Here is a 22,611-nt window from a genome sequence, read left to right on the forward strand (position 1 = left end):
TCGCTCACTCGGGCATCCCGATGGTCTTGGCCTCGAGGTACTCCTTGTAGCCCTCTTCGCCGTTGCGGTAGCCCAGCCCGCTCTGTTTGGTGCCGCCGAACGGGCTGCCGATTCCGAAGTGGCTCTTGCCGTTGATCGTCACGTTGCCGGTGCGCATCCGGCACGCGATGGCGAACGCCCGGTCGACGTCGCCGCCACTGACCTCGCCGGACAGGCCGTAGATGGAGTTGTTGGCGATGGCGATCGCCTCGTCGTCGGTGTCGTACGGGGTGACGGTGAGGACGGGGCCGAAGATCTCCTCCTGGGCCACCTGCGAGGCCGGGTCGACGTCGGCCAGCAGTGTGGGCTGGGTGTAGTAGCCCACCGGCAGGTTCTCGGGGATGCCGCCGCCGGTGACCAGGCGCGCTCCCGAGTCGATGCCGGAACGGATCAGCCCGAGCACCTTCTGGCGCTGCGTCTCGCTGATCTGGGGGCCCTGCATGTTGCCCGGCGTCCACGGATCCCCGACGGGAAAACCCTCCATCATCGACTTGAGGACCTCCAGGCCCTCGTCATAACGACTGCGGGGCAACAGGATCCGGCTCGGAAGAATGCACGACTGGCCACTCATCACGCACGCCATCATCGCCGCCATCGGCAGCGCCGACGAGAAGTCCGCGTCGTCGAGGACGATATGAGCGGACTTGCCGCCGAGCTCCAGCAGCGTCTTCTTCACCGTCGGGGCGCCCGCGGCCAGGATCGCCCGGCCGGTCGCGGTCGACCCGGTGAAGGTGATCATGTCCACCCGCGGGTCCGACGCCAGCGCCGCGCCCACCTCGTTGGCGTTGGACACCACCACGTTGAACACCCCGGCGGGGATGTCGGTCTCCTCGGCGACGATGCGGCCGTACTCACTGCCCGACCACGGGGTCAGTTGCGCGGGTTTGAGCACGACGGTGTTGCCGGCCATCAGAGCGGGCACGGTCTCGGCGATGTTGAGATAGAACGGCACGTTCCACGGGGTGATCGCCCCGACGACGCCGACCGCCTCGTAGTGGATCTTGCGTCGTGCCGGGCCCAGTTGGGTGGGATGCACCCCGGTGTCGACGAGATAGTCGAAGGCCTTCCCGTGATCGGCCCAGTGCTTGACCTCCTCGATGGGGCTCTCGATCTGTGATCCCGATACCGTCACCGGGCAGCCGACCTCGGTGATCAGGACCCGGCGCAGCCGCTCCTTGTTGCGTTCCAGCGCGTCGTGCAGCTGCGTCAGACAGTGATACCGGAACTCGAGATCGCGCGACCAGTCGGTGTCGTCGAACGCCCGCCGCGCCGCTCCGACAGCGCGGGCCATGTCGTCGACCGTGCCGTCGGTGGCCTGCCCGGCGACCTGCTCACTGGCCGGGTGGATCACATCGAAAGTCGCTCCGCTGGCGGTCGATTGCAGCTCGCCGTCGATGAGCATCCGCTCGTCACCGGCCAGCACGCCTGTTTCTGTCTCTGTAGCCGTCATGACAGCTAGCTTTACAAGTTTTTGGCCAAGTGTCACGCATTCCTGCCGACTTGCCTCGCCGCGGACTCAGCCGGTCTTGATTCCCACCGCATGTCGGAGTTGTGCCAGGAACTGGTCGTCGTCGTCACTGCGCACGATGTAGTGCGACACCGCGACGCGGATCGCCGTCGCAGCCTTGACGGCGCCGTTGGGCCCGGGCAGCAGCTTCTCCAATTGGGTCCGCATGGCGGGGATGATGTGGGCCAGTCGTCCGATGACGACCTCCGGTTCGATGTCGACCAGTCGCACCCCGGAGTAGGACTGCTGGTACTCGACGATGAATCGCATTGCAGCGTCGACCCTGTCGGTTCCGCGCAGGCCCGCCGTGGCCCGGGCGATGCCGGTCTCGAACATCTCGCGCTCGTAGATTCCGAACGCGTCGAGCAGTTCCTGCTTGGAGGCGAACCAGCGGTACAGCGTCGGGCGGGACACCCCGGCCTGCAGGGCAACCTCGGACAGGCTCAGCTTCGTCTGCCCGCTGCGGCCGAGCACTTCGGCGGTGGCGACCAGGATCCGATGCCGCGTCGAGGTGTCCTCGGCGGGGTCGGATGCTGCGTGTACTGGTTCGTTCACGTCCTGGCCTCGGCTACAGGTTCCGGCGGGTGTCGGTGTTGATCGTAGGGGGTGGCTGTCGCCGTGGCCGCCCGCGTGGCACCGATGTCGGTCACAGAGATTTCTCCAGGAGCGCGACCGTGTCGAGATCTCCCAGCGCACTGAGGCTGCGCTGCACCCCTTTCATCGCGATGTCCTCGGCCTGCATACCGCCCATCCCCGCCGTGATCAGCGCCGCGACGTAGGGGTACAGCGCACCCTGGCGATAGCGATCCCACAGCTCGTCGCTGTCCAGAAGCGGCCCGCCCCCGGCGGCCAGCGCGTGCCGGTAGACGTCGAGCAGATCGCGCTGGGACGCCTGCCGGTCGTCGGTGGCCATGCTGGTGACCAGCGTGTAAGCCAACTCCCGGCTCGGATGACCCCGGCGCACCGCCTGCCAGTCCAACAGCCCGGCGTGCCCGTCGCGGAAGTACAGGTTGCCCGGGTGGGCGTCGCCGTGCATGACGGTGTGTGGCGGACGATCGATCACCGACGCGACCGCACGGTAGTTGTCGTCGATGAAGCGGCCGCGCTCCAGCGGTAGATCGGTGTGTTCGGCGAGCCGTTTCGACGATGTCTTCAACAGCGGGCCGGTCAGAAGCGACGCGCTGTCGTCCGACGCGGCATAGAGCCAGCCCAGGGGGCCGGTCCCGGCGCGGGCGGGGAGGCGGCCCCAGAACGTCGCGTGCAGCCGGGCCAGAAGCTCCACCACCTGCGCCGCCCGGTCGGTGTCGATCGGGTGGAGCGTGTCGGGGAACTCGCATTCTGATACGGAACGATCCGCTAAGTCTTCTAGGACGAGCACGAACCTGCCCGTCCATGGATCGAACTGGGAACCGTAGCTGCGCGGCAGCCCGGTCAGTTCCGGGGCGAGTTGCCGGTAGAAGCGTGTCTCGGTCGCGGCCAGATTGCCGAGCTCACCCATCAGCCGGGTGGCGACGGTCTCGGCTGCCATCTTGACGAACACGGAGGCCGGGACATCCGTGCCGGTGAGCGCGAGACGAGCGCGCGAGGAGGTGCCTGCGTCTCCGCCGAGCACTCTCACCGACGTGACGGTGCGCCCGATGAGCTTCGACATCGCGCGGACGTCGAGGTCGGCGACGGTGCGCGGCATCGGCCGCAACCGCCCGGCCACAGCGTCGGTGGCGATCCGCCCCATGCCGCGGCTCAGGTGTGCGGCAAGGCCCACGGCGGGAGCGATCCGATTTTCGAGGACGGGCACCGCTGGCCTCCCTAGGCTGGACCTGTAGCCCCATCAGGCTTACAAGAGTGCGGCCCGTTGTAAGGGCCGCGGATAAGGAAGCTACATGGCGGGACCGTTGGAGGGCATCACAGTCGTCGAACTCGGGGTGTGGGTGGCGGGTCCCGCGGCCGGCGGCATCCTCGCGGACTGGGGTGCCGAGGTGGTCAAGATCGAACCTCCCGGCGGGGATCCCGCACGGATGTTCGGCCGGATGCTGGGCATCAGCCCGCAGGACCGGCACCACGTGAGCCCGCCGTTCGAGATGGACAACCGCGGCAAGCGCAGCGTCGTGCTCGACCTGTCGACCGATGACGGGCAGGCCCGGGCGCGGGAATTGATCAGTGGCGCAGACGTTTTCCTGACCAATATCCGGGTGGGGGCGCTGCGGCGCATCGGTCTGGACTTCGAAGCGGTGGCCACCGGCAACCCGCGGCTGATCTACGGGCTGATCACCGCATACGGGACCACAGGGCCGGATGCGGACCGGGCCGCCTACGACGTCGCAGCGTTCTGGGCGCGCGCGGGCCTGGCGCACCTGCTGACCCGGCCGGGCGACTCGCCGCCGTTCCAGCGCGGCGGAATGGGTGACCACATGGCCGGCATGACATTGGCCGGCGCGGTGTGTGCGGCACTGGTCGCGCGGGGGCGTACCGGGGTGGGGCAGTTGGTGTCGACGTCGCTGTACCGACAGGGCGCATACACGGTGAGCTTCGACCTCAACACGTTTCTGCTCACCGGCCACTCGATCTCCATCGGTCGGCGTGAGTCGATGGGCAACCCCTGCATGAACAACTACACCGCCGGGGACGGCCGCCGGTTCTGGCTCGTCGGCCTGCAGGGTGATCGCCACTGGCCCGCGTTGTGCGCTGCCGTGCAGCGTCTCGGCTGGATGGCCGACGAGCGGTTCGCGACCGCTCGCGCTCGTGCCGCCAACGCGGTGGAGTTGATCGGCGAACTCGACACGATCTTCGCCACCAGGCCACTGGACCGGTGGGCCGAAGCCTTTGCCGCTCAGCCGGATCTGTTCTGGGCGCCCATCAATTCGATGGAGGACGTGGTGGCCGATGAGCAGTTCCACGCTGCCGGTGGGGTGGTGTACGTGCCCGATGCCGAGTCCAGCGTGCCGATGGTGGCCTCACCCGCGGACTTCTCCGGCACGCCGTGGGAGGTTCGTTCCTGTGCGCCTGAACTCGGTGAGCACACCGAGGCCGTGCTCGCCGAACTGGCTCAGCGGTCGGCGATCTCGCCGTCCCACACCGGCGCCGGTGCATGATGTCTCACGCGGGCGGCATGGCGCAGTTGGGCCAGGAAGTCATCGCTGTCGTCGCTGCGCACCAGATACTGTGAGATGGCCACTCGAACTGCGGTCGCGGCCGACAGAGCGGCATCGGGTCCGGTGCACAACCGCTCCAGGCGGTCCCGCATCAACGGCAGCACCCGCGCCATGCGTCTGATGACCTGATCGGGCTCGACATCGACCATTCGCAGGCCCGGATAGGACAGCTGCTGCTCGACGATGACCTGCAGTGCGGCATCAAGCTTTTCGCAGGCGGGCAGGGTGGCGGTCGCCTGGGCGATGGCGCGCTCGTAGAAGCGCCTCTCCCAGACGACGAAGGCGTCGAGCAGTTCCCGTTTGTCGGTGAAATAGCGGTACAGCGTGGGCCGGGAGACCCCGGCCTGCTGCGCCACCTCGGACAACGACAGCTTCGTCGTACCGTTGCGGCCCAGCACTTCTGCGGTGGCCGCCAGAATCCGCTCACGGGTCGAGGTGTCCGGCCCGACCCCGTCGGGTTGCCCGGGGGATTCGCCCGTCGACGGTGGCCGCATGGTGACAGCTTTACAAATTATTGTCCAAGTGTCACGCTATTTCTGTGACTGCTCGAACTTCCCGCCCGCCTCTGGGTTTCGGCGGCGACGGTGCCCACATCCGGTGACAAGTCCTCAGGAGCGGCGATGAGGGTCGGAGTCGATCTCGCCAAGTGCACCGGGCACGGCATCTGCGAATCCATCGCCGACGAGGTGTTCGAGGTGCAGGACGACGGCACGGTGGTGATCCATGACGCGGAGCGGCCCGAATCCGACCGCGACCAGATGCAGCGAGCTGTCACTCAATGCCCGGCGGCGGCGCTGACGCTCCACGACTGAGCGTGCCTGCCGCGGAATAGCATTCCCGGCTGCTCGGAATAGCTCGAGCGCAGCCCGGAATGCTATTCCGCGGGCTGTGCCGCAACTCAGCGGGGGCGGACCAGAACCGACTGCTGGATCGCGCCGACGGGACCCTGCTCGTCGAACAGCGTCCCGATCGTCGTCCCGATCCCGTCGGGTCCGTAGTTGGTTTCGGCGCGGATGCCGATCCACTCACCGCCGGGCACCCGGTGGACGTGGACCACCAGATCGGTGTTCAGAAACGTCCATCGACGGATGTCGAGCTTGGTGCCGATCCCGTTCGCATCGTCGGCCACGGCGAACAACCGCTCCAACGGTGTCATCGACTCACCCTTGACCAGATCGACGACCGGCTTGATCCACGACTCGCCGGGGCCTTCGCCCATCGGAGTCGTGAGCCAGCGCCAATCCAGGCTGTGCACGTAGTTCCGGTCCCAGTCCTTCTTCATGTCCCGGCTGACCGCATCACTCACCGGGCGCAACGGCGGAGCGGGGGCATGCACGACGGCTGTCGTGTCGAGAGTCTGCAGCCGCCACCCGCTGGCACGCGCCACCGGTCGCGGCTCGCCGTCAGGGCCCAGCGCCAGCATCTCGGCGCTGACGAGTTCGATCTGGCGACCCGACCGCTCCCGCTGGGTGCGCACCCACAGATCGCCCTCGGCGGGCACCGGGCCCAGCAGGTCGATCAGCACCCGGCTCAGCCGGGTGTCCGGGCGGGGCTCGCAGCGTTGCAGTCCACGCACCAGCAGAGCTGACACCGGAGCGGCGTGCTGGATGGCGGCAGACCAGGTGCTGCGGACGAAGTCCGTCGCGGCGAATCGTTGCCCCAGAGGGTTGTCGTCGATCAACTCGTAGTAGGAATCGGACATCTCGACCTCTCAGCGCTGTCCGGTGACCGGGATGTCGACGACGGTGGCGTCCAATCGGGACAGTCGTGTCCCGATCAGACGTTCGGGGTAGGCCTCGGTGGAGGTCACCAGGAACAGCAGATTTCCCTCCGGGCCGCCGAGCGCGCAGGCGATGGCGATCCGGTCGCCGACGTCGATCCGGTCGGTCACGGTACCCACGCCGCCGTCGTGCACGATCCGCTCGAACCGGTGGGCCAGTGTCATCGCCGCCCACACGCCGCCGCCGTCGTCGAGGCAGATCCCGTCCGGTGGACCGCTGAGTCGATCGGCGAAAACCGTTCTGTTGCTTAGGGATCCATCGGTGGCGATGGTGAACGCAGTCAACCTCCGGCCGGTGGACTCGGCCACGATCAGCGTCCGGCCGTCGGGGGTGATCACCATCCCGTTGGGAAAATCGAGATCGCCGGCGACCACGGTGGCGCGACGGTCGACGTCGCGGTCCGGATCGATCCGCACGATCACCCCGCCCGACCGTGCCTGCGAACCGACGTAGGCGCAGCCGTGCCGGTCGACCACCATATCGCCGAGAGGGGCGGATGTCAGCCCGGACAGATCGGCCACCAGGGCGACCGTCTCCCCGTCGTAGCCGAGCACCTGCCTGCGCTCGGTGGACACGATCAGCAGGGTCCCGTCGGGTCGAAATCCCAGGCCGGACGGCGCGTGTCCGGTCAACGGCAGCGTGCTCATCTCACCGCTGAGGGTCACGGTGTGGACGGCCTCACCGAGCATGTCGGAGAACCACACCAGCCCTTCGAACCAACGGGGCCCCTCGCCGAAGCAGAAGCCTTCGGCCAGCGAGGTGAGCGTCATCATCCGGGGACCCCGCCGAGCTTCGGAACGGAGCAACAAGTGACTTTACAAAACACGCGACAAGTGTCACGCTCGCTGGGTGTCACTGTCAACCACCTGCAGCGTCGGTGTCTCCACCGGTGACGGGAACCGGCGATCGTGAACATGAAGAAGTACCACAGCCACACCCTGCTCTACCTGCACGAAACGATCGACCTCGGATCGGTGCGCGGCGAGCAGTTCCTCTCCGAGTTCAGTGGCGTCTACGAGCCGATGATGAGCGAACTGGGCGCCAGACTGTTCGCGATGTGGGAGACGACCCCGTTCAACGGGCACTGGCCGCAGGTCACCGTCATCTGGGAGATCGACGCATTCGCCGACTACGCCCGCATCGGGCGCGCTCAAGCTGCCGGTGGCAGCCACCGCGACCACGCCGCGCAGTGGGCGATGTTTCTGCGCGACAACGGAGCTCGTGGAGAAGGCCGGATCATGTATGCAGGGCGCAGCAACAGGACACTGGCCCAACTGCGAGACGCGGACTTCAAAGCCGAGCTGGTGATCCAGGAGGTCATGCAGACCAAGCCAGGCCGCCAGGACGACTACATCCGTGAACTCGAACGCCTCTACGTGCCCTGGTCGGAATCCACCGGCAAGCGCTGGCTCGGTTCGTTCATCACCACCTTCCGATTCAACGAGGTGATCCACTACTGGGCCCTCGAAGGCGGTTGGGACTGCTTCGAGAACCACTACCCGTCGTGGAAGGACAGCCCGCCCGCGGAGATCGTCACCTGGATGAGTGTTGCGCCCGCCCTGCGCGACGGTTGGGAGGACTCGATCCTCGCCGCGCTGCCGCCGTCCCCGCTACAGTGAGCGCGGATATGCCTGCGACACAGCAGTTCCTCTACGACCCCTTCGACCCGGCCGTGATGGCCGACCCGCTGCCCTTCTACCGCGTGCTGCGCGACCAGCACCCGGTGTACTACCTCGAGCAGTGGGACACCTATGCACTGTCACGATTCTCCGACATCTGGAACGTGTTGGAGATCAACGACGGAACGTTCGTCGCCTCAGAAGGAACGCTGCCCTCCGCGGCCGTGCTTGCCGAGCACAACGACGGGCCGGTTCCCGATCCGCCGATCCACCCGCTGCCGTTCCATGCGAACTTCGACGCGCCGGTGTACGACGACGTGCGTCGCTGCACCGCAGCGCCGTTCCGTCCCAGGAACGTCTCGAAGCTGGCCGCGCGGATTCGTACCCTGGCCAACGAGCGACTCGACGAACTACTGCCGCGCGGCAGGTTCGACCTGACCCAGGACTACGGCGGAATGGTGGCGGCGTCGATCGTCTGCGAACTCGTCGGGTTGCCCACCGATCTCGCCGCCGATGTGCTCGCCACCGTCAACGCGGGCAGCCTCGCACAACCGGGTAGCGGCGTCGAGGTGGCCAATGCCCGCCCGGGTTATCTGGAGTACCTGGTGCCGGTGGTGCAGCGCAGAAGGTCGGGGTCCGGCGCTGACCTGCCGATGGTGGACAACCTGCTGGCCTACCGACTTCCCGACGGGTCGGCGCTCAGCGATGTGGAGGCCGCGGTGCAATTGCTAGGCGTCTTCATCGGCGGCACCGAAACCGTTCCGAAGATCGTCGCGCACGGGCTCTGGGAACTGTGCACTCGGCCCGGTCAACTCGCCGAGGTCCGCGCGGACCTGGACACCAACGTGACGGTCGCGCGCGAAGAGATGATCCGCTTCTGCGCACCCGCACAGTGGTTCGCCCGGACGCTGCGCAGGCCATACTCGCTGCACGGCACCACGATCGAGCCGGGTCAGCGCATCATCTCCCTGCTCGGCTCCGCCAACCGGGACGAGCGGGAGTACCCCGACCCGGACGAATTCGTCTGGAACCGCCCGATCGAGCGCCTGCTCGCTTTCGGCCGCGGCCAGCATTTCTGCCTGGGAAGCCACCTCGCGCGCCTGGAGATCACGATCATGGTGACCGAATGGCTCGATCGGGTAGCCGAATTCCGGGTCGACACCGAGGCGGCGCTGCGGCCGCCGTCGAGCTTCCAATGGGGATGGAACACGATCCCGGTGGAGGTGTGAGGTGTGGTCCCACCGGCTGATCGCGCCGTTCACGTTCGAGAAAACCGAAGTGCCACAGTGCTCACCGGCAGCATTGGACGACGGACGAGTGCTGTTGCGGTTTCTCGCCGCGGGGGTCTGCGGGAGCGATCTGCCGGGATTTCGGGGATCCAAAGGGCGATTGCCCGGCGACACCGGCGCCTGCGCCGCCGAGAAGGACGGCTTCCCGATCCACGAGATCGTCGGCGAAGTGATGGCCAGCCGTCATCCCGCACATCGGCAGGGCGACCGCGTCGTCGGCTGGGCGTCGGGCTTCGACGGGCTGATGGAGCAGGTTGTCGCCGACGGTGACGGCCTGGCGTCCTACGATCCGTCGCTGAGCCCCGCGCACGCCGCGGCCTTGCAACCGTTGGCGTGTGTGCTCTATGCCGTGGAGCAACTGCCCGAACTCGCCGGCCGCCGCGTCGCGGTGCTCGGTCAGGGATCCATCGGTCTGCTGTTCTCCTACGTCGTCAAGGCCGCCGGAGCCACCCACGTCACCGGGGTCGACCCGGTTGACCGTGCCGACGCAGGCGCGGCGTTCGGGGTGGACCGTGTGGTGCGCGCAACCAGCGATCGCTGGGTGAGTGGACTGGCTCCGGATGACAGGCCCGACGTCGTGATCGAAGCAGTGGGTCACCAGGTCGCGACGCTGTCGCACGCGGTGGAGGCGTGTGCGCCCGGCGGCACCGTCTTCTACTTCGGGGTGCCCGACGATGACTGCTATCCGATCAGCATGCGCACGATGCTGCGCAACAACCTGACACTGAAAGCCGGTGTGACGCTGGATCGTCGGCGGGTCCTCGAGCGGGCCGACGAGTTCGCGAGGACGCACCCGGGTCTCCTCGACCGCTACGTGACCCACACCTTCGTCGCCGATGAGGTGCAAGCGGCGTTCGAGTTGGCCTGCCGGCCGGTTCCCGGTCGCATCAAGATCGCGATCGTGTCCTGAGAGGCGACTGACGGTGAGCAGACTGCAGGACCTCCTCGCCACCACGGCGCAGGTGTGGGGCGGCTGGGTGGTGGGACCGACGGTTCTCGGGCCCGAGGAGTTCGCCCAGGCCGGCTACGACTACGTCGGATTCGACGTCCAGCACGGGTATCTCACCGACGCCGACGTCGCTCTGATGCTGCGCAGGCTCGAACACCTCCCGATCGCCACGCTGGTACGCCTGCCCGGCGCCGACGCCGCTCCGATCGGCAGGGTGCTCGACGCGGGCGCCGACGGTGTCGTCATCGCCATGGTCGAATCCGCCGCGCAGGCAGCCGCCGCAGTTGCGGCGACCCGATACACCCCGCGGGGCGTGCGTAGCTTCGGGCCGCTGCGAGCGAGCATGGGGACCGACCTCGCCGCACTCGAAGCGCGGGCATCGGTGTTCGTGATGGTCGAGACGGCGCGGGCGGTCGGCGCGATCGACAAGATCTGCGCCGTCGAGGGGGTGACCGGCGTCTACGTCGGCCCTGCGGACCTGGCCATCTCCATGGGGCATGGGCCTGCAGACGCCTGGACACACCAGGAAGTCGGCGACGCGATGGCGCACATCCATCACACCGCCACCGCGGCGGGGCTGATCAGCGGGGTGCACGCCGGTACCGGCGCGTTCGGACACATCGCAGTGCAGAAAGGATTTCGGATGATCACCCTGGCATCGGAGTCGCAGGCGCTGCGCCGCGGGGCGGCAGCCCACCTGGCCGAGGCACTCGGGACATCAGACAGACGCGAGCAAGCCGAGAACCGACGGGGGACCTACTGATGGCCGGCGACCGGGTGGCACTGGTGACGGGCGCAGCCCGCGGTCAGGGCGCAGCCATCGCGGCCCGGCTGATCGAGGACGGCTTCCGCGTCGCGGCGTGCGACCTGCTCGCCGAGGAGTTGGCCGGCACCGTTGCGTCGCTGGGTGCCGACCGGGTGACCGCCGTGGCACTGGATGTGACCTCGGTCGACCAGTGGGCAGCGGCGGTCCGGACCGCCGTCGACCGATTCGGTGGGCTCACCACTCTGGTCAACAATGCCGGCGTGCTGCATCGTGCTGCACTGGCCGACGAGACGGCGGCGGGGTTCGAGGAATGCTGGCGGGTCAACTGCCTCGGGCCGTTCCTCGGAATCCAGGCTGTGCTACCGCATCTGCGAGAGTCCGAGGGCGCAGCCATCGTGAACACCTGCAGCACCGGGGCGATCCGGCCGTTCCCCAACCACGGTGCCTACGGGTCGTCGAAGTGGGCTCTTCGGGGGCTCACCCAGGTCGCCGCGGCCGAACTCGCGTCCGTGGGCATCAGGGTCAACTCCGTGTTCCCCGGTGCGGTCGCGACGCCGATGCTCGACGAGGCCACCCAAGCGCGCCTGTCCGCAAACGCGATGATGGGCCGCATCGGCAAGCCCGTCGAGATCGCGGACGCGGTGGCGTTCCTGGTTTCCGAACATGCAGCGTTCATCACCGGATCGGAGCTCGTCGTCGACGGTGGGCAGTCTCTGCAGATCGGATGAAAACCCCATGACCAAGACGCTCTCCGTGGGAATCATCGGCGCCGGCCCCGGCGGTCTGGCCCTCGCAATCTTCCTGCGCAAAGCAGGTTTCCACGACTTCACGGTCTTCGACCGCGAGGACGGCATCGGTGGTACCTGGCGGATCAACACCTACCCGGGTCTGGCCTGCGATGTGAAGTCACACCTGTACTCCTACTCCTTTGATCTCAACCCGCACTGGTCGAGGCTGTGGTCCGGGCAGCAGGAGATCCTCGAGTACTTCGAACGATGCGCACACCGCTACCGGCTTCACCCGAACCTGATGCTGAACACCGAGATCGTCTCGGCCAGATGGGAATCGGCAACCAGGACATGGCGGTTGGTCACCGCAGGCGGCGACGAGCACGAATTCGACATCGTGGTGTCGGCGATCGGGCTGTTCACCAAGCCGGTGATGCCCGACCTCTCCGAAGAGCAGCCGTTCACCGGAACGGTCATGCACACGGCGCGCTGGGATCATTCGGTGGACCTGACCGACGCGAGGGTGGCGGTTCTCGGAACGGGTTCGACTGCGGCACAACTGGTTCCCGAGGTCGCGAAGCGGGCCGCAAAGGTGTACTCCGTCCAGAGGTCGCCCACGTGGGTGCTCCCCAAACCGGATCGGGCCTACACCGCGCGCGAGAAGTGGCTCTTCGCGCACGTCCCGCTGGCCAAGAAGATCTATCGCACCAGGCTGTGGCTGCGCAGCGAGTCGAACATCTCCGTCATCGAAGACGGCAGTGACAAGACCCAGGAGTTCAAGGGTGTTGCGCTGCGCGCGTTGGAAGCCGCCATCACCGATGAGGATCTGCGGCGCAGGCTCACCCCTGAGCACCCGTTCGGTTGCAAGCGCCTGGTTTTTGCCACCGACTATCTGAAAGCGCTGAACCAGTCGCACGTCGAGGTGGTGTCCAGCCCGGCGCGCGCACTGCGGGCCCGGTCGCTGGTGACCGAGGACGGGACCGAACTCGACGTGGACATCGTGCTGTGCGCGACGGGTTACGCTGCGGCGGATTACCTGGGGCAGATCGACGTGCGCGGTGTCGACGCCGCGGCGCTGAGCGACACCTGGCGCGACGGCGCGTTCGCCTACCTGGGGATGTCCGTCCCGGGATACCCCAACTTCTTCATGCTCTACGGGCCCAACACCAACGTCGGTTCCAACAGCGTCATCTTCATGCTCGAGGCGCAGGCCCGCTATATCGTGCGGGCGCTGACGTACATGCGGCGCAGGGACGAAACCTATATCGAGGTCCGCTCGGAGGTGATGGCGCAGTTCATCACCCGGGTCGACGCGTGGATGCAGGGAACCGTGTGGTTGACACGGTGCAGCAATTACTTCCGAGCCGCCAACGGCAGGGTCGTCACACAGTGGCCACGCAGCGCCCGCGATTTCTGGAGACTCACCCGGCGGTTCCGGCCCGGGGACTACGCCTTCTCCGACACCCGAGGGCACTCGCGCACCCGGTCGGGCCTCCGGGTCGGCGCTCACGACACGGAGGATCGGCGATGACGGAACGTCCTGCGGCGCGCGACATCGCCGACCGACTCGACCCGGTGCTGCGTCCCCTCGCCACGGCGCGCACCGACCTGGCGCCGGCAGTGCTGGGCGCCGTGCGTGATTCGCTCAACCAGCGGCGCGCGGAGACGGCCGCCACCGCAGACACCGTGGGTGTCGAGATCGAACAGCGTGATGTCGCAGTCGAGGCGGGCAGGGTCGTCACCGTGCGGATCTACCGCGGCGGCCCGCCGCCGGCCCCTGCGGTCGTCTACTGCCACGCAGGTGCGTTTGTGCTCGGAAACCTCGACACCGACCACCGCCAGTGCATCGAGCTTGCCCGTCGCGGCCGGTGCACCGTGCTGTCGGTGAATTACCGCCTGGCGCCGGAGGATCCGTTCCCGGCAGCGTTGGATGATGCGATCGCCGTCCTCGAGTGGGCGGCAGGCAGTGCTGCGGCCCTGGGCATCGATTCCGATGCTCTGGCAGTGGCCGGAAGCAGCGCGGGGGCCGCCCTCGCTGCCCGGCTGGCCCAGCGCGCTGCCGCCGGAATGGCGCCGACGGTCGTGTTCCAGCTGTTGCACCAGCCCGTGCTCGACAACCGGCCGTCACCGTCGAAGGACGAGTTCACCACCACCCCCGGATTCGACGGTCCCGCGGTGGACTGGATGTGGCGTCACTATCTGGCAGACACCCGGGCGACCGCAGACGCGGCCCCTGCGCGTGCGGACGACCTGACCTCTCTGCCCAGTGCGCTGATCACCTGCTCGGAACTCGATCCGCTCCGCGACGAGGCGATCGACTATGCGCTGCGGCTGATGTGGGCCGGGGTCACCACCGAGCTGCACGTGTTCCCCGGCACCTGTCACGGGTTCGATTCTCTGGTGCCCGACTGGGCGACCAGCACGCAGCTCTTCGAGATCCAGGGTGCGGCGCTGCGGCGGGCCCTGCTGCGCTAAGCCAACTCTCGGGCGACAGCCTGATGGTAGGCGTCGATGTGGGCCGGGTTGACCGTGCGGAAGAAGCCATCCGGTAGCGGTGAGTCCTTGAAGGCCTCGACGGTCATGGTGCGGCTGAACAAGGTGATGCCCTCGCCGGGACGGGTGAACTTGTATTGCACGGTGATCCGACCCGGCATGCCGCCGGTGCCGTCGGCATCGTGGCCGAGATTGCCGACGGAGTTGAACATCCACAGCTTCGGGCGCATCGCGATCGCGAGGTGCCAGGTGAAGACACGCGTGCCGTCGGGACCGTTCTCGGTCCAGGTGTCACCCACCGTGAGCGGCAGCTTCTCGGGCACCTTGCCGACGTGCGCGCTACCCGGGTAGGTCTTCGGCCAATTGGCCGGGTTGGTCACGAAGTCGTAGATCTCCTCGGGAGATCGGGTGAATGCCGTCTCCGACGTCGTCGTCACGATCCCCACGGTGTCCGCCCTTCCATCTGGTCCAGCACAGCTTTACAAAATATCGCCGTAATGTCACGCTGCTGGGCATGGACTTCTCCGAGGTAGAGCTGTCCGACGGGGATCGGGAGTTCCAGGCGGAGCTGCGCTCGTTTCTCGCCTCGGTGGTGACCGACGACGTCATCCGCCGCGACCGCGTCACCGGGGACAACTTCGACGAAGGCCTCCATCTGGCGCTCGGGGCGGCCGGATACCTCGAACGCGACTGGCTGCCCGAGGCTGCCGGAGGCTTCACTGCGGTCCGTCGCCGGATCTGGGAACTCGAGATCGGTCGCGTGCACGCACCGTGGTTCCACTGGGGCACCACGTCGATGGTCGCCACCGCGGTGGACCGGTTCGGGTCGGCCGAACTCAAGGAGGAGGTACTCGGCAAGGTCCTGAGCGGGCACCACCGGCTGTGTCTGGGCTACACCGAGCCGGAAGGCGGCTCCGACGTGGCGACCTGCAAGACCCGCGCGGTGCGCGATGGAGCGGGCTGGGTTGTCAATGGCTCCAAGATGTTCACGTCCAACGCCCACCATGCGCAGTACGTCTTCCTGATCACCAACACCGACCCCGCGGCTGCCAAGCATCAGAGCCTGACCATGTTCCTGGTCCCTCTCGATGCGCCGGGAGTGGAGATCCAGCCCATCCGCACCGTCGACGGCGACCGCACCAACATCACCTTCTACAGCGATGTCCGGATCGACGACAGGTACCGGGTCGGCCCCGTCAACGGCGGCTGGGCGGTGCTCCGCGAGGCGCTCAACGCCGAACACGGCACGGTGGAACTCGACGACAGCGGCCTGCACAAGATCGCGGTGATGACCGAGCACGCTCTGCTGCTCGCCGAAGCGATCGACACGATCGCCGGTGAGGCCGACATCTCCGAGGGTTCCGTCGGATACCGGTTGGGCCGCAGCATCGCTCGGACGGAGGTCGCTCTGAGCACCCCGGGGATGTTCGGCCGCGTGGCGATCGCCCAGACCCTTCGCGACGTCACGCCCGATCTGATGGACATCCTCGGCGCCGCGTCGAGCCTTCCGACGGGGACCGGCGGTGCTGCCGGCGACGGGGGAGCGGAGTACGTGTTCCGGCTGGCGTCACCCACCGGTGTCTACGGAGGCACGCTCGAGGTGTTCCGCAACATGATCGCCCAGCATGCGCTCGGTCTGGGCCGGCCCCAGTACGCACCGCCCGCCGACCGCCGCAGCTAGAGCCGGGCGATCACCTCCGATGACAGCACCTCCAGCGTCTCGTCGGAACAGCGGTCGTGGGTGAACAGCACGATCTGACCGAACCCCATCGCGATGAGCTCACCGAGGCGGTCGACCACTGCGGGTGGGGTGCCGATCAAGCCCGCCTCGTGCAGACCGAAGCCCGCTACGCCGAAACGCTTTTCAGCGAGACTGCGCACCTTCGGCAGCGATGCGTCATCCGGTGCCAGTGCCATCACCGCCTCGATCGAGAGCACGATGGTCTGTGGATCACGACCGATGTCCTCGCAGATCGACCGCAGCACCGAGATCTTGTGCCCGATGTCGCCCAGCGCGTAGGTCGGTACGTTCCACACGTCGGCGTAGCGAGCCACCAGTGGCAGGGTGAACTTCTCGCCGACCCCGCCGACCACGATCGGCGGACCGGGCGTCTGGACCGGACCGGGCTTGATCGGCATGTCCGAGACGGTGAAGTGCTTGCCGGAGAAATTGATCCGCTCACCTGAGAAGGCCTGGTGCAGGATCTCCAGCGTCTCGCCCAGACGTGCCGACCGCTCGGCGAAGGTGCCCCATTCCAATCCGGCACGGTGGTGCTCGTCGTCGATCGAACCGCTTCCGATCCCCAGCGCGAGGCGACCCCGCGATATCTGGTCCAGCGTGGTCGCCATCTTGGCCAGCGTGACCGGATGGCGAAACTGGTTGCACAGCACCATGTGTCCGATCCGGATCCGCTCGGTGCGGGCAAGCAGGGCAGTGGCCAGTGTCCATGCCTCCATGGACGGGTAGTCCGGCATTCCCGGTCCGTAGAGGTGGTCGTAGAGCCACAGCGAGTCGATCCCGAGGTCCTCACAGCGCCGGGTGCGGTGCAGCATGTCGTCGAACGAGAAGCCCATCTGGGGCAGATACACGCCGATCTCGGGCCTGCTCATGGCGGTCGCTTCACTTTCCTGGCGCGGGTATCGCTGTACTTTGTCTCGCCTGCATGGTAACGACATTCTCAGTATTGGAGAAGAAAGTTCTGGTCCGCGCCGAGTCGAGGAGAGCTGAGCATGCAGTTCGCCATCACCCATCCGATGCACAGCCACCCCTACAACCCGGAACTCGTGACCGGGTCTGGCATCGCGCGGGTGGCCGCCGCCGCCGAGGCTGCGGGTTTCGGCGGTTTCGGGTTCACCGACCACCCCGCGCCCTCGCAGCGGTGGCTGGAGGCCGGCGGGCACGATGCGCTCGACCCTTTCGTCGCAATGGGATTCGCAGCAGCTCACACCACGACGATGCGGCTCATCCCGAACATCGTGGTGCTGCCGTACCGCAACCCTTTTGTGGTGGCGAAGGCAGGCGCGACGCTGGACCTGGTGTCGGGCGGCCGGTTCACGCTGGCGGTCGGTGTGGGGTACCTCAAGCGCGAGTTCGCCGCGCTCGGTGTGGATTTTGACGACCGGGCCTCGCTGTTCGAGGAGTCCCTTCAGACCATCAGAAAGATCTGGACCACCGAGGACGTGTCTTTCGAGGGGCAGCACTTCAGCGCCAAGGGCATCACCGCCCACCCGAAGCCGATCAGCACCCCCCACCCGCCGATCTGGATCGGCGGCAACACGTCGGCGGCCCGTGCGCGGGTGGCGACCCACGGCCAGGGTTGGTGTCCGTTCCGGGCGCCTGCGGCACTCGCGCAGACGGCCCGCACCGCAACTCTCGACTCGGTCGAGCGCCTCGCCGCCGGAATCGACGATCTGCACCGCCGCCTCGAGGCCGTCGGTCGTGACCCCGCAGGTGTCGACGTCACCTTCACCAACGAGGCCGGTGGCAGTCCGGGCGACGACGACTTCGACGCCGACGCGTTCCTCGCCGGGGTAGCCGATCTCGAGAAGGTCGGGGTGACGTGGGTACAGGTATCGGTGCCCGGCGACAGCCTGGCGCACACGCTCGACGCGATCGAGGAGTTCGGCACCGCGGTCATCTCGCAGCGATAGGTAGCGGGGTCAGGCGCCACCGACCCGGACCAGCGTCTTGCCGATGTTGGCCCCGGTGAACAGACCGTTGAGCGCGTCGACACACGACTCGATGCCCTCGAAGATGTGCTCGCGGTGCACCAGCAGCCCCTCGTCGTCCCACTGCCGCAGGGCGGCGAAGGCCTCGTCGAAGCGGCCCCATTCGTCCAGGGCGTTGAAACCCTGCATCGTCGCGGTCTTGGCCAGCAGGTTCACGTAGTTCGCCGGCCCGGGATGCTCGCCGGTGAGGTAGCTGGAGATGACACCGCAGAGCACCACCCGCGCCTTGTGGGCCAGTCGACCGAGCACGGCATCGAGAATGGGGCCCCCGACATTGTCGAAGTAGACGTCGATCCCGCGCGGACATTCCTTTTTCAGAGCCGCCGGCAGCCCGTCCTGTCGGTAGTCGATGCACGCATCGAACCCGAAGTCCTGCACCACCGCTCGGCACTTGTGCGGCCCACCGGCGATGCCCACCACGCGGGCGCCCGCGATCTTGGCGATCTGCCCGGCGATCGACCCCGTGGCGCCCGCGGCGGCCGACACCACCACGGTCTCGCCCGGCTGCGGTCGGCCGACCCCGCTCATGCCGAAGTACGCGGTGGCGCCGGTGGGTCCGTACACCGACATGACGGCACGCTGATCCACTTGGTCGCCGGGGCCCGGCACCGGCGTGGTGAACAGGTCGTCGCGCACGATCGTGTACTCCTGGAATCCCGTCAAGGTGGTCACGACATCACCGACGGCGTAGGCGTCACATCGCGACGCCACGACCTCACCGATACCTGCCGCCCGGATGCACTCGCCCAGCTGCACCGGTGGCAGGTAGCTCGGCTGGTCGTCCAACCACGTCCTGACCGCGGCGTCCAGCCCCACATAGGTGGTGCGCACCAGGGCTTCACCCTCGGCGGGCTCGGGGGCGGTGCCTGTCACCAACTCGGTGTCCCCGGGCGCAACCAAACCCTTTGGGCGGCGGCGCAACAGGATCTGGCGGTTCGTCGTCGGCACCCGGGTGAACCTACCGAAGGCGAGGCGCCACCGGACCCGCTTCGGGCAACTCCCGGTCGGTCGCGGCCGGAATTGCATTCCGGCAGGCCTCGACCCACATTTCCGCTGCTGGAACGCAATTCCGGCGCAAGGTCGGGTCAGGGGCGGGGCTGCGGCAGCTCGGCGCGCACGTCGAGCTTGGTCTCGTCGAAGCTCAGCATGCCCCTGATCGGCAGGCTCTCGGGCAGCGGCTCGTCGTAACTCCACGCCGCGTCCTCGACGACGGCGTCGGGCACGATCACGCTCCAATAGGTCGCATACCCCTTGTAGTTGCAGTAGCTGGTTGTCGGCGACCGCCGTAGCAGAGCGGTCCGCACCAGGGCCGGGTCGACGTAGAGCCGGGGCGGCAGCGCAGTCTCGAACAGGATCACCGTGTCGACGGTGTCGACCAGCGTGGTGTCCGCCACGTCGACGCGCAGATTCCGGGTCGTCGGACGACAGTCCACCCGGTGGTAGGGGTTGGGTGGGTAGTGCACCAGTCGCCGACCCTCTTCGAGCCAGACGTCGGCATCCGTCCACGGCACCACCACGTAACCGGGAGCTTCGGGCACCGGCGTCGCCGACAGACCACCGATCTCGTCAGCGGCGAACGCAAAGCTCAACGGGTGGCCCCGGCGATGCACGAGCAGCGCGCGTTCGGTGTCGATCACCGCGTGGCCGTCCCGGATCGCCTGTATGCGCCGCGGATGCGGCTCGATGTAGACCAGGTCGTCACCGATCGGCGGGGTGAGCCGGCCCGCGCGGTCGCGGCTGAGCGGACCGCTTCCGGCGACCAGGCTCATCGGGAACTCCCGGCGGTGACGCCGGTGCTGTCCATCCTCATACCGTGACTTTACAAACTCTGAATGCACGACGTTACAAACTCTGACCCAGATGTCATGCGCCCTGCGGCGGGCGTCCGACGATGGCGGTCGCGATTGTGGCAACACGCGGTGTCAGTTTGGGCGAAGACACCCTCTGCGGCGCCAAACCCCTGTGGAATGGGTACCAGGATCACGGCCTCCGCCTGGGGGTGCGACGGTGGGTCGAAGCGAACGGGGTGAAGGTGAAGCGGCTCAACGGCGTGGACGCGATGATGCTGTACAGCGAGACGCCGGAGATCCACATGCACACCCTCAAGATCGGTGTGCTCGACGTCTCCGAGGTCGAGGGCTACGACTTCGACCTCTTCCGTGCGGTTGCCGGAGCGCGGTTGCACGCGCTGGCGCCGCTGCGTTATCAACTCATCGACATCCCGCTGAAGTTCCACCATCCGATGTGGGTGCAGAACGCCGAGATCGATCTCGACTACCACCTCCGCAGAGCGCGGGTCGCCGCTCCCGGCGGGCGCCGAGAACTCGACCAGCTGATCGGCGAGATCGCCGGTACGCCGTTGGACAGGCGCTATCCGCTGTGGGAGATGTACATCGCGGAAGGCTTGGCGGACAACCGCATCGCGATCATCCACAAGGTGCACCACGTGCTGGCCGATGGAGTCGCCTCGGCCAATCAGCTGGCCATGGCGCTCCAGCCGCACGAGCCCCAGGTGAGCGGTGCGCTCGCTGCCCCCGATGCCGCAACGCGAACGCCTGCCAGTCTCCTCAAGGCCGCCGGGCGCGATCACGTGCGCTTGATTCGGCGGCTGCCGCGGCTGATGAACGAGACCGCCACCGGCGTCGCACGGGTCCGCAGGAAGGCCAGGGAGCGCGGGCGAAACCCCGACCTGGCGCGTAATTTCGCCCCGCCCGCGACGTTCATCAACCACGTCGTCACCCCCGGACGGCGTTTTGCGACCGCGCCGTTGGCGCTGGCCGACGTCAAGGAGACAGCCAAGCATCTCGGCGTCACCCTCAACGACATCGTGCTCGCGACTGCCGCGGGTGCCCTGCGACAGCTTCTGTTGCGCTACGACAACAAGGCCGACTTCCCGTTGATCGCCGGCGTGCCGGTGAGCGTCAACACCTCGCCGCAGCGGCTGACCGGCAACGAATTCACCTACATGACACCGTCATTGCCCGTCCATGTCGACGACCCACTCGAACGGGTCAGGCTCACGGCGATGGCAACGTCGATCGCGAAGGAGAACCATCAGCTCCTCGGGCCGACCCTGATCCCGTCCTGGTTGTCGTACCTGCCGCCGGCGGTGACGCCGGGGATCTTCCGGACGCAGGCACGGCGCGTCGAATCAGCCAGCGTGATGAACCTGACGATCTCGAATGTGCCGGGACCCCGGCAGCGGGGCGTCATCGAGGGTGCGACGGTCGACGAGATCTACTCGGTCGGGCCGATCGTCGCCGGCAGCGGAATGAACATCACCGTGTGGAGTTACGTCGATCAACTCTCCATCTCGGTGCTCACCGACGATCGCACGCTCGACGATCCGCACGAGGTCACCGACGCGATGATCGAGTCTTTCGTCACGATCCGCGGGGCGGCGGGTCTGTCCGAGGCGCTCACTCCCATCACGACAGCGTTGCCGTTGGCCCCTGCGAATCATCTCCGCCACTGAGAGTTGCCCGTGACATCCTGCGGAAACCGTTGCTTCGGAGGCGCATTCGGTGCATCCCGCGGCGGCGGCCGCTCGGCCCCGGCGATGCGCGCTCTTTACAGATCTCCGAAGAAGTGTCACGCTGTCTGAGGCGCGACACCGGCGGCGCCGAAGGGTGGCTTGATGCGTTGATGAATCGCGATGGGTCGGGCGTGGCCGCGCCGCGGTGGCGCTCCGACGGTGACTCCGCTGCCGAGGGTGGCCTGCATCGTTATCGGCTCGTCGTGCTCGGGACCGGCGTGAGCGATGTCGTCGAATCCGTCGGCGGATTCCTCTGCGACCGGGCCCGCGCGGGCTGGGATGTCAGCGTGCTGCTGGCCCGCCCCTGCGATATGCGTCCGCTGGCGGTGCTCGGAGTCGCCGCGCAGGAACTCGACACCGACGTCACAGCGGTGCTTCGCGGGCTTTCGGGGGCGGCAGCGATCGCGGTCGGTGCCGACATGCTGACCGATGACGTGCTGGTCCGAGACGACGTGGCGCGCGTGGTGGCCGAAGGGTTGACCGAGGTCATCGTCTGGGGACGCCTAGCATCCGGGGGCTTCGGAGACCGTCTCGAACCTGCTGCCCACCCGCTGAGCGTGGCGGCGAGGGCATTCAAGCGGCACGCACTCGTTGCGACCGGCCGCAACGAGGTCAGCGCCGGTGGAGTGGCACCCGATGAGGTGCTGTTCCGGCTACACGAACGGGGCGGCCGCCGGCTGCATTCGGTCTGAGCCGGAGCTACCTGGTGGCGCTGTTGCGGCCCACGTACCAGCTACGGGCGACCACGCCCAGGACCAGTGCCGCGAAGCCGATGAGGAACCAGTCCTCGACGCGGCCCGTGTGATTGCCGTGCAGCATCAGCAGCAGAAACGCGGCCCCCATCAGGCCACCGATCTGAATGATGCGGGGATTCTCCTTGGACCAGCCCCACTCTGCGGACGGCACGTCCTCGACGTCGACGCCGGTATGACGTTCCACCTCGGTGTTTGCCACGGCTGCTCCTCATGATCGGGCGGCTTGTCGGGTAATTCTGACACAGGTCTACTACCGCCGGACGTAGAGTCGC

The 22,611-nt window shown here is 67.4% G+C and carries 24 protein-coding genes; 13 read left to right on the forward strand and 11 right to left on the reverse strand.

Annotated elements, in window-relative coordinates; all coding sequences use genetic code 11:
- Positions 1 to 4: 4 nt before the first annotated feature.
- The 3 genes from ABDC78_RS10935 to ABDC78_RS10945 form a co-directional block, all read right to left on the reverse strand.
- Positions 5 to 1,489, reverse strand: a complete 1,485-nt coding sequence (locus tag ABDC78_RS10935) for an aldehyde dehydrogenase family protein (protein WP_178362239.1) — start codon at positions 1,487 to 1,489, stop codon at positions 5 to 7.
- A 66-nt stretch (positions 1,490 to 1,555) separates the two neighbouring features.
- On the reverse strand, positions 1,556 to 2,101 hold the full coding sequence (locus ABDC78_RS10940; RefSeq protein ID WP_178362240.1) for a TetR/AcrR family transcriptional regulator: 546 nt from the start codon (positions 2,099 to 2,101) through the stop codon (positions 1,556 to 1,558).
- Positions 2,102 to 2,192: 91 nt separating this feature from the next.
- Positions 2,193 to 3,278 carry a phosphotransferase gene (locus ABDC78_RS10945; RefSeq protein ID WP_178362390.1) on the reverse strand — a complete coding sequence of 362 codons (1,086 nt, stop codon included), beginning with the start codon at positions 3,276 to 3,278 and terminating at the stop codon, positions 2,193 to 2,195.
- Positions 3,279 to 3,426: 148 nt separating this feature from the next.
- Between ABDC78_RS10945 and ABDC78_RS10950 the strand changes: the two genes are divergently transcribed.
- Complete coding sequence (locus tag ABDC78_RS10950; protein WP_178362241.1) at positions 3,427 to 4,635, forward strand: CoA transferase; 1,209 nt, start codon at positions 3,427 to 3,429, stop codon at positions 4,633 to 4,635.
- On the opposite strand, the gene ABDC78_RS10955 is transcribed toward ABDC78_RS10950, so the two are convergent.
- Positions 4,590 to 5,189: a TetR/AcrR family transcriptional regulator gene (locus tag ABDC78_RS10955; RefSeq protein WP_178362242.1), complete on the reverse strand. Its 600-nt coding sequence runs from the start codon at positions 5,187 to 5,189 to the stop codon at positions 4,590 to 4,592. The genes ABDC78_RS10950 and ABDC78_RS10955 overlap by 46 nt on opposite strands.
- Positions 5,190 to 5,315: 126 nt before the next feature.
- Here ABDC78_RS10955 and ABDC78_RS10960 point away from each other — a divergent pair, with 126 nt between their 5' ends.
- Complete coding sequence (locus ABDC78_RS10960; protein WP_178362243.1) at positions 5,316 to 5,507, forward strand: ferredoxin; 192 nt, start codon at positions 5,316 to 5,318, stop codon at positions 5,505 to 5,507.
- A gap of 86 nt (positions 5,508 to 5,593) precedes the next feature.
- Here ABDC78_RS10960 and ABDC78_RS10965 read toward each other — a convergent pair whose 3' ends face one another.
- On the reverse strand, positions 5,594 to 6,397 hold the full coding sequence (locus ABDC78_RS10965) for a thioesterase family protein (protein ID WP_178362244.1): 804 nt from the start codon (positions 6,395 to 6,397) through the stop codon (positions 5,594 to 5,596).
- Between the two features lie 9 nt (positions 6,398 to 6,406).
- Positions 6,407 to 7,246: an SMP-30/gluconolactonase/LRE family protein gene (locus tag ABDC78_RS10970; protein WP_178362391.1), complete on the reverse strand. Its 840-nt coding sequence runs from the start codon at positions 7,244 to 7,246 to the stop codon at positions 6,407 to 6,409.
- Between the two features lie 144 nt (positions 7,247 to 7,390).
- Between ABDC78_RS10970 and ABDC78_RS10975 the strand changes: the two genes are divergently transcribed.
- The 7 genes from ABDC78_RS10975 to ABDC78_RS11005 are packed head-to-tail and all read left to right on the forward strand — an operon-like array spanning position 7,391 to position 14,302.
- A complete protein-coding gene (locus tag ABDC78_RS10975; protein WP_178362392.1) occupies positions 7,391 to 8,095 on the forward strand; it encodes an NIPSNAP family protein in 705 nt (234 codons plus the stop codon).
- An 8-nt stretch (positions 8,096 to 8,103) separates the two neighbouring features.
- On the forward strand, positions 8,104 to 9,324 hold the full coding sequence (locus tag ABDC78_RS10980) for a cytochrome P450 (protein WP_178362245.1): 1,221 nt from the start codon (positions 8,104 to 8,106) through the stop codon (positions 9,322 to 9,324).
- A 1-nt stretch (position 9,325) separates the two neighbouring features.
- On the forward strand, positions 9,326 to 10,294 hold the full coding sequence (locus ABDC78_RS10985) for a zinc-binding dehydrogenase (protein ID WP_178362246.1): 969 nt from the start codon (positions 9,326 to 9,328) through the stop codon (positions 10,292 to 10,294).
- Between the two features lie 7 nt (positions 10,295 to 10,301).
- Positions 10,302 to 11,096, forward strand: coding sequence for an aldolase/citrate lyase family protein (locus ABDC78_RS10990; RefSeq protein WP_256736503.1), 795 nt, complete (start codon positions 10,302 to 10,304; stop codon positions 11,094 to 11,096).
- The gene (locus tag ABDC78_RS10995) at positions 11,096 to 11,827 is read left to right on the forward strand and encodes a glucose 1-dehydrogenase (protein WP_178362248.1); all 732 of its coding nucleotides are present in this window, start codon (positions 11,096 to 11,098) and stop codon (positions 11,825 to 11,827) included. The genes ABDC78_RS10990 and ABDC78_RS10995 overlap by 1 nt, the downstream gene beginning before the upstream one ends.
- A 7-nt stretch (positions 11,828 to 11,834) precedes the next feature.
- Positions 11,835 to 13,358 (forward strand): NAD(P)/FAD-dependent oxidoreductase, encoded by a 1,524-nt coding sequence (locus ABDC78_RS11000; protein WP_178362249.1) that lies wholly within the window; start codon positions 11,835 to 11,837, stop codon positions 13,356 to 13,358.
- Complete coding sequence (locus ABDC78_RS11005; RefSeq protein WP_178362250.1) at positions 13,355 to 14,302, forward strand: alpha/beta hydrolase; 948 nt, start codon at positions 13,355 to 13,357, stop codon at positions 14,300 to 14,302. The genes ABDC78_RS11000 and ABDC78_RS11005 overlap by 4 nt, the downstream gene beginning before the upstream one ends.
- On the opposite strand, the gene ABDC78_RS11010 is transcribed toward ABDC78_RS11005, so the two are convergent.
- Complete coding sequence (locus ABDC78_RS11010; RefSeq protein ID WP_178362251.1) at positions 14,299 to 14,766, reverse strand: SRPBCC family protein; 468 nt, start codon at positions 14,764 to 14,766, stop codon at positions 14,299 to 14,301. The genes ABDC78_RS11005 and ABDC78_RS11010 overlap by 4 nt on opposite strands.
- Positions 14,767 to 14,834: 68 nt before the next feature.
- On the opposite strand from ABDC78_RS11010, the gene ABDC78_RS11015 reads away from it, so the two are divergent.
- Entirely contained in the window at positions 14,835 to 16,001 is a 1,167-nt protein-coding gene (locus ABDC78_RS11015) for an acyl-CoA dehydrogenase family protein (protein ID WP_178362252.1), read from the forward strand.
- On the opposite strand, the gene ABDC78_RS11020 is transcribed toward ABDC78_RS11015, so the two are convergent.
- Positions 15,998 to 16,930 (reverse strand): LLM class flavin-dependent oxidoreductase, encoded by a 933-nt coding sequence (locus tag ABDC78_RS11020; RefSeq protein WP_178362253.1) that lies wholly within the window; start codon positions 16,928 to 16,930, stop codon positions 15,998 to 16,000. The genes ABDC78_RS11015 and ABDC78_RS11020 overlap by 4 nt on opposite strands.
- Positions 16,931 to 17,050: 120 nt before the next feature.
- On the opposite strand from ABDC78_RS11020, the gene ABDC78_RS11025 reads away from it, so the two are divergent.
- The gene (locus ABDC78_RS11025) at positions 17,051 to 17,971 is read left to right on the forward strand and encodes an LLM class F420-dependent oxidoreductase (RefSeq protein ID WP_178362254.1); all 921 of its coding nucleotides are present in this window, start codon (positions 17,051 to 17,053) and stop codon (positions 17,969 to 17,971) included.
- Between the two features lie 9 nt (positions 17,972 to 17,980).
- Here the strand turns inward: ABDC78_RS11025 and ABDC78_RS11030 are convergent, their stop codons facing one another.
- Both ABDC78_RS11030 and ABDC78_RS11035 read right to left on the reverse strand, forming a co-directional pair.
- Positions 17,981 to 18,997, reverse strand: a complete 1,017-nt coding sequence (locus ABDC78_RS11030) for an NADP-dependent oxidoreductase (protein ID WP_178362255.1) — start codon at positions 18,995 to 18,997, stop codon at positions 17,981 to 17,983.
- A 137-nt stretch (positions 18,998 to 19,134) separates the two neighbouring features.
- On the reverse strand, positions 19,135 to 19,818 hold the full coding sequence (locus tag ABDC78_RS11035) for a DUF427 domain-containing protein (protein ID WP_178362256.1): 684 nt from the start codon (positions 19,816 to 19,818) through the stop codon (positions 19,135 to 19,137).
- Positions 19,819 to 20,081: 263 nt separating this feature from the next.
- On the opposite strand from ABDC78_RS11035, the gene ABDC78_RS11040 reads away from it, so the two are divergent.
- Together ABDC78_RS11040 and ABDC78_RS11045 are read left to right on the forward strand one after the other, a co-directional pair.
- Positions 20,082 to 21,524, forward strand: coding sequence for a wax ester/triacylglycerol synthase family O-acyltransferase (locus tag ABDC78_RS11040; protein ID WP_178362393.1), 1,443 nt, complete (start codon positions 20,082 to 20,084; stop codon positions 21,522 to 21,524).
- 170 nt (positions 21,525 to 21,694) lie between these two features.
- Positions 21,695 to 22,276, forward strand: coding sequence for a hypothetical protein (locus ABDC78_RS11045; RefSeq protein ID WP_178362257.1), 582 nt, complete (start codon positions 21,695 to 21,697; stop codon positions 22,274 to 22,276).
- 7 nt (positions 22,277 to 22,283) lie between these two features.
- Here ABDC78_RS11045 and ABDC78_RS11050 read toward each other — a convergent pair whose 3' ends face one another.
- A complete protein-coding gene (locus tag ABDC78_RS11050) occupies positions 22,284 to 22,538 on the reverse strand; it encodes a DUF2631 domain-containing protein (protein WP_178362258.1) in 255 nt (84 codons plus the stop codon).
- Positions 22,539 to 22,611: the final 73 nt, after the last annotated feature.

Origin of the sequence: Mycobacterium sp. DL (assembly GCF_039729195.1) — a bacterium.
GTDB lineage: Bacteria > Actinomycetota > Actinomycetes > Mycobacteriales > Mycobacteriaceae > Mycobacterium > Mycobacterium hippocampi_A.

Excerpts from the sequence above, each read along its gene's own strand:
- ABDC78_RS10935 (WP_178362239.1), bottom strand. The coding sequence starts at position 1,489 with ATGACGGCTACAGAGACAGAAACAGGCGTGCTGGCCGGTGACGAGCGG.
- ABDC78_RS10945 (WP_178362390.1), bottom strand. The coding sequence starts at position 3,278 with ATGGGGCGGATCGCCACCGACGCTGTGGCCGGGCGGTTGCGGCCGATG.
- ABDC78_RS10950 (WP_178362241.1), top strand. The coding sequence starts at position 3,427 with ATGGCGGGACCGTTGGAGGGCATCACAGTCGTCGAACTCGGGGTGTGG.
- ABDC78_RS10955 (WP_178362242.1), bottom strand. The coding sequence starts at position 5,189 with ATGCGGCCACCGTCGACGGGCGAATCCCCCGGGCAACCCGACGGGGTC.
- ABDC78_RS10960 (WP_178362243.1), top strand. The coding sequence starts at position 5,316 with ATGAGGGTCGGAGTCGATCTCGCCAAGTGCACCGGGCACGGCATCTGC.
- ABDC78_RS10965 (WP_178362244.1), bottom strand. The coding sequence starts at position 6,397 with ATGTCCGATTCCTACTACGAGTTGATCGACGACAACCCTCTGGGGCAA.
- ABDC78_RS10970 (WP_178362391.1), bottom strand. The coding sequence starts at position 7,246 with ATGACGCTCACCTCGCTGGCCGAAGGCTTCTGCTTCGGCGAGGGGCCC.
- ABDC78_RS10975 (WP_178362392.1), top strand. The coding sequence starts at position 7,391 with ATGAAGAAGTACCACAGCCACACCCTGCTCTACCTGCACGAAACGATC.
- ABDC78_RS10980 (WP_178362245.1), top strand. The coding sequence starts at position 8,104 with ATGCCTGCGACACAGCAGTTCCTCTACGACCCCTTCGACCCGGCCGTG.
- ABDC78_RS10995 (WP_178362248.1), top strand. The coding sequence starts at position 11,096 with ATGGCCGGCGACCGGGTGGCACTGGTGACGGGCGCAGCCCGCGGTCAG.
- ABDC78_RS11000 (WP_178362249.1), top strand. The coding sequence starts at position 11,835 with ATGACCAAGACGCTCTCCGTGGGAATCATCGGCGCCGGCCCCGGCGGT.
- ABDC78_RS11005 (WP_178362250.1), top strand. The coding sequence starts at position 13,355 with ATGACGGAACGTCCTGCGGCGCGCGACATCGCCGACCGACTCGACCCG.
- ABDC78_RS11015 (WP_178362252.1), top strand. The coding sequence starts at position 14,835 with ATGGACTTCTCCGAGGTAGAGCTGTCCGACGGGGATCGGGAGTTCCAG.
- ABDC78_RS11020 (WP_178362253.1), bottom strand. The coding sequence starts at position 16,930 with ATGAGCAGGCCCGAGATCGGCGTGTATCTGCCCCAGATGGGCTTCTCG.
- ABDC78_RS11025 (WP_178362254.1), top strand. The coding sequence starts at position 17,051 with ATGCAGTTCGCCATCACCCATCCGATGCACAGCCACCCCTACAACCCG.
- ABDC78_RS11035 (WP_178362256.1), bottom strand. The coding sequence starts at position 19,818 with ATGAGCCTGGTCGCCGGAAGCGGTCCGCTCAGCCGCGACCGCGCGGGC.
- ABDC78_RS11045 (WP_178362257.1), top strand. The coding sequence starts at position 21,695 with ATGAATCGCGATGGGTCGGGCGTGGCCGCGCCGCGGTGGCGCTCCGAC.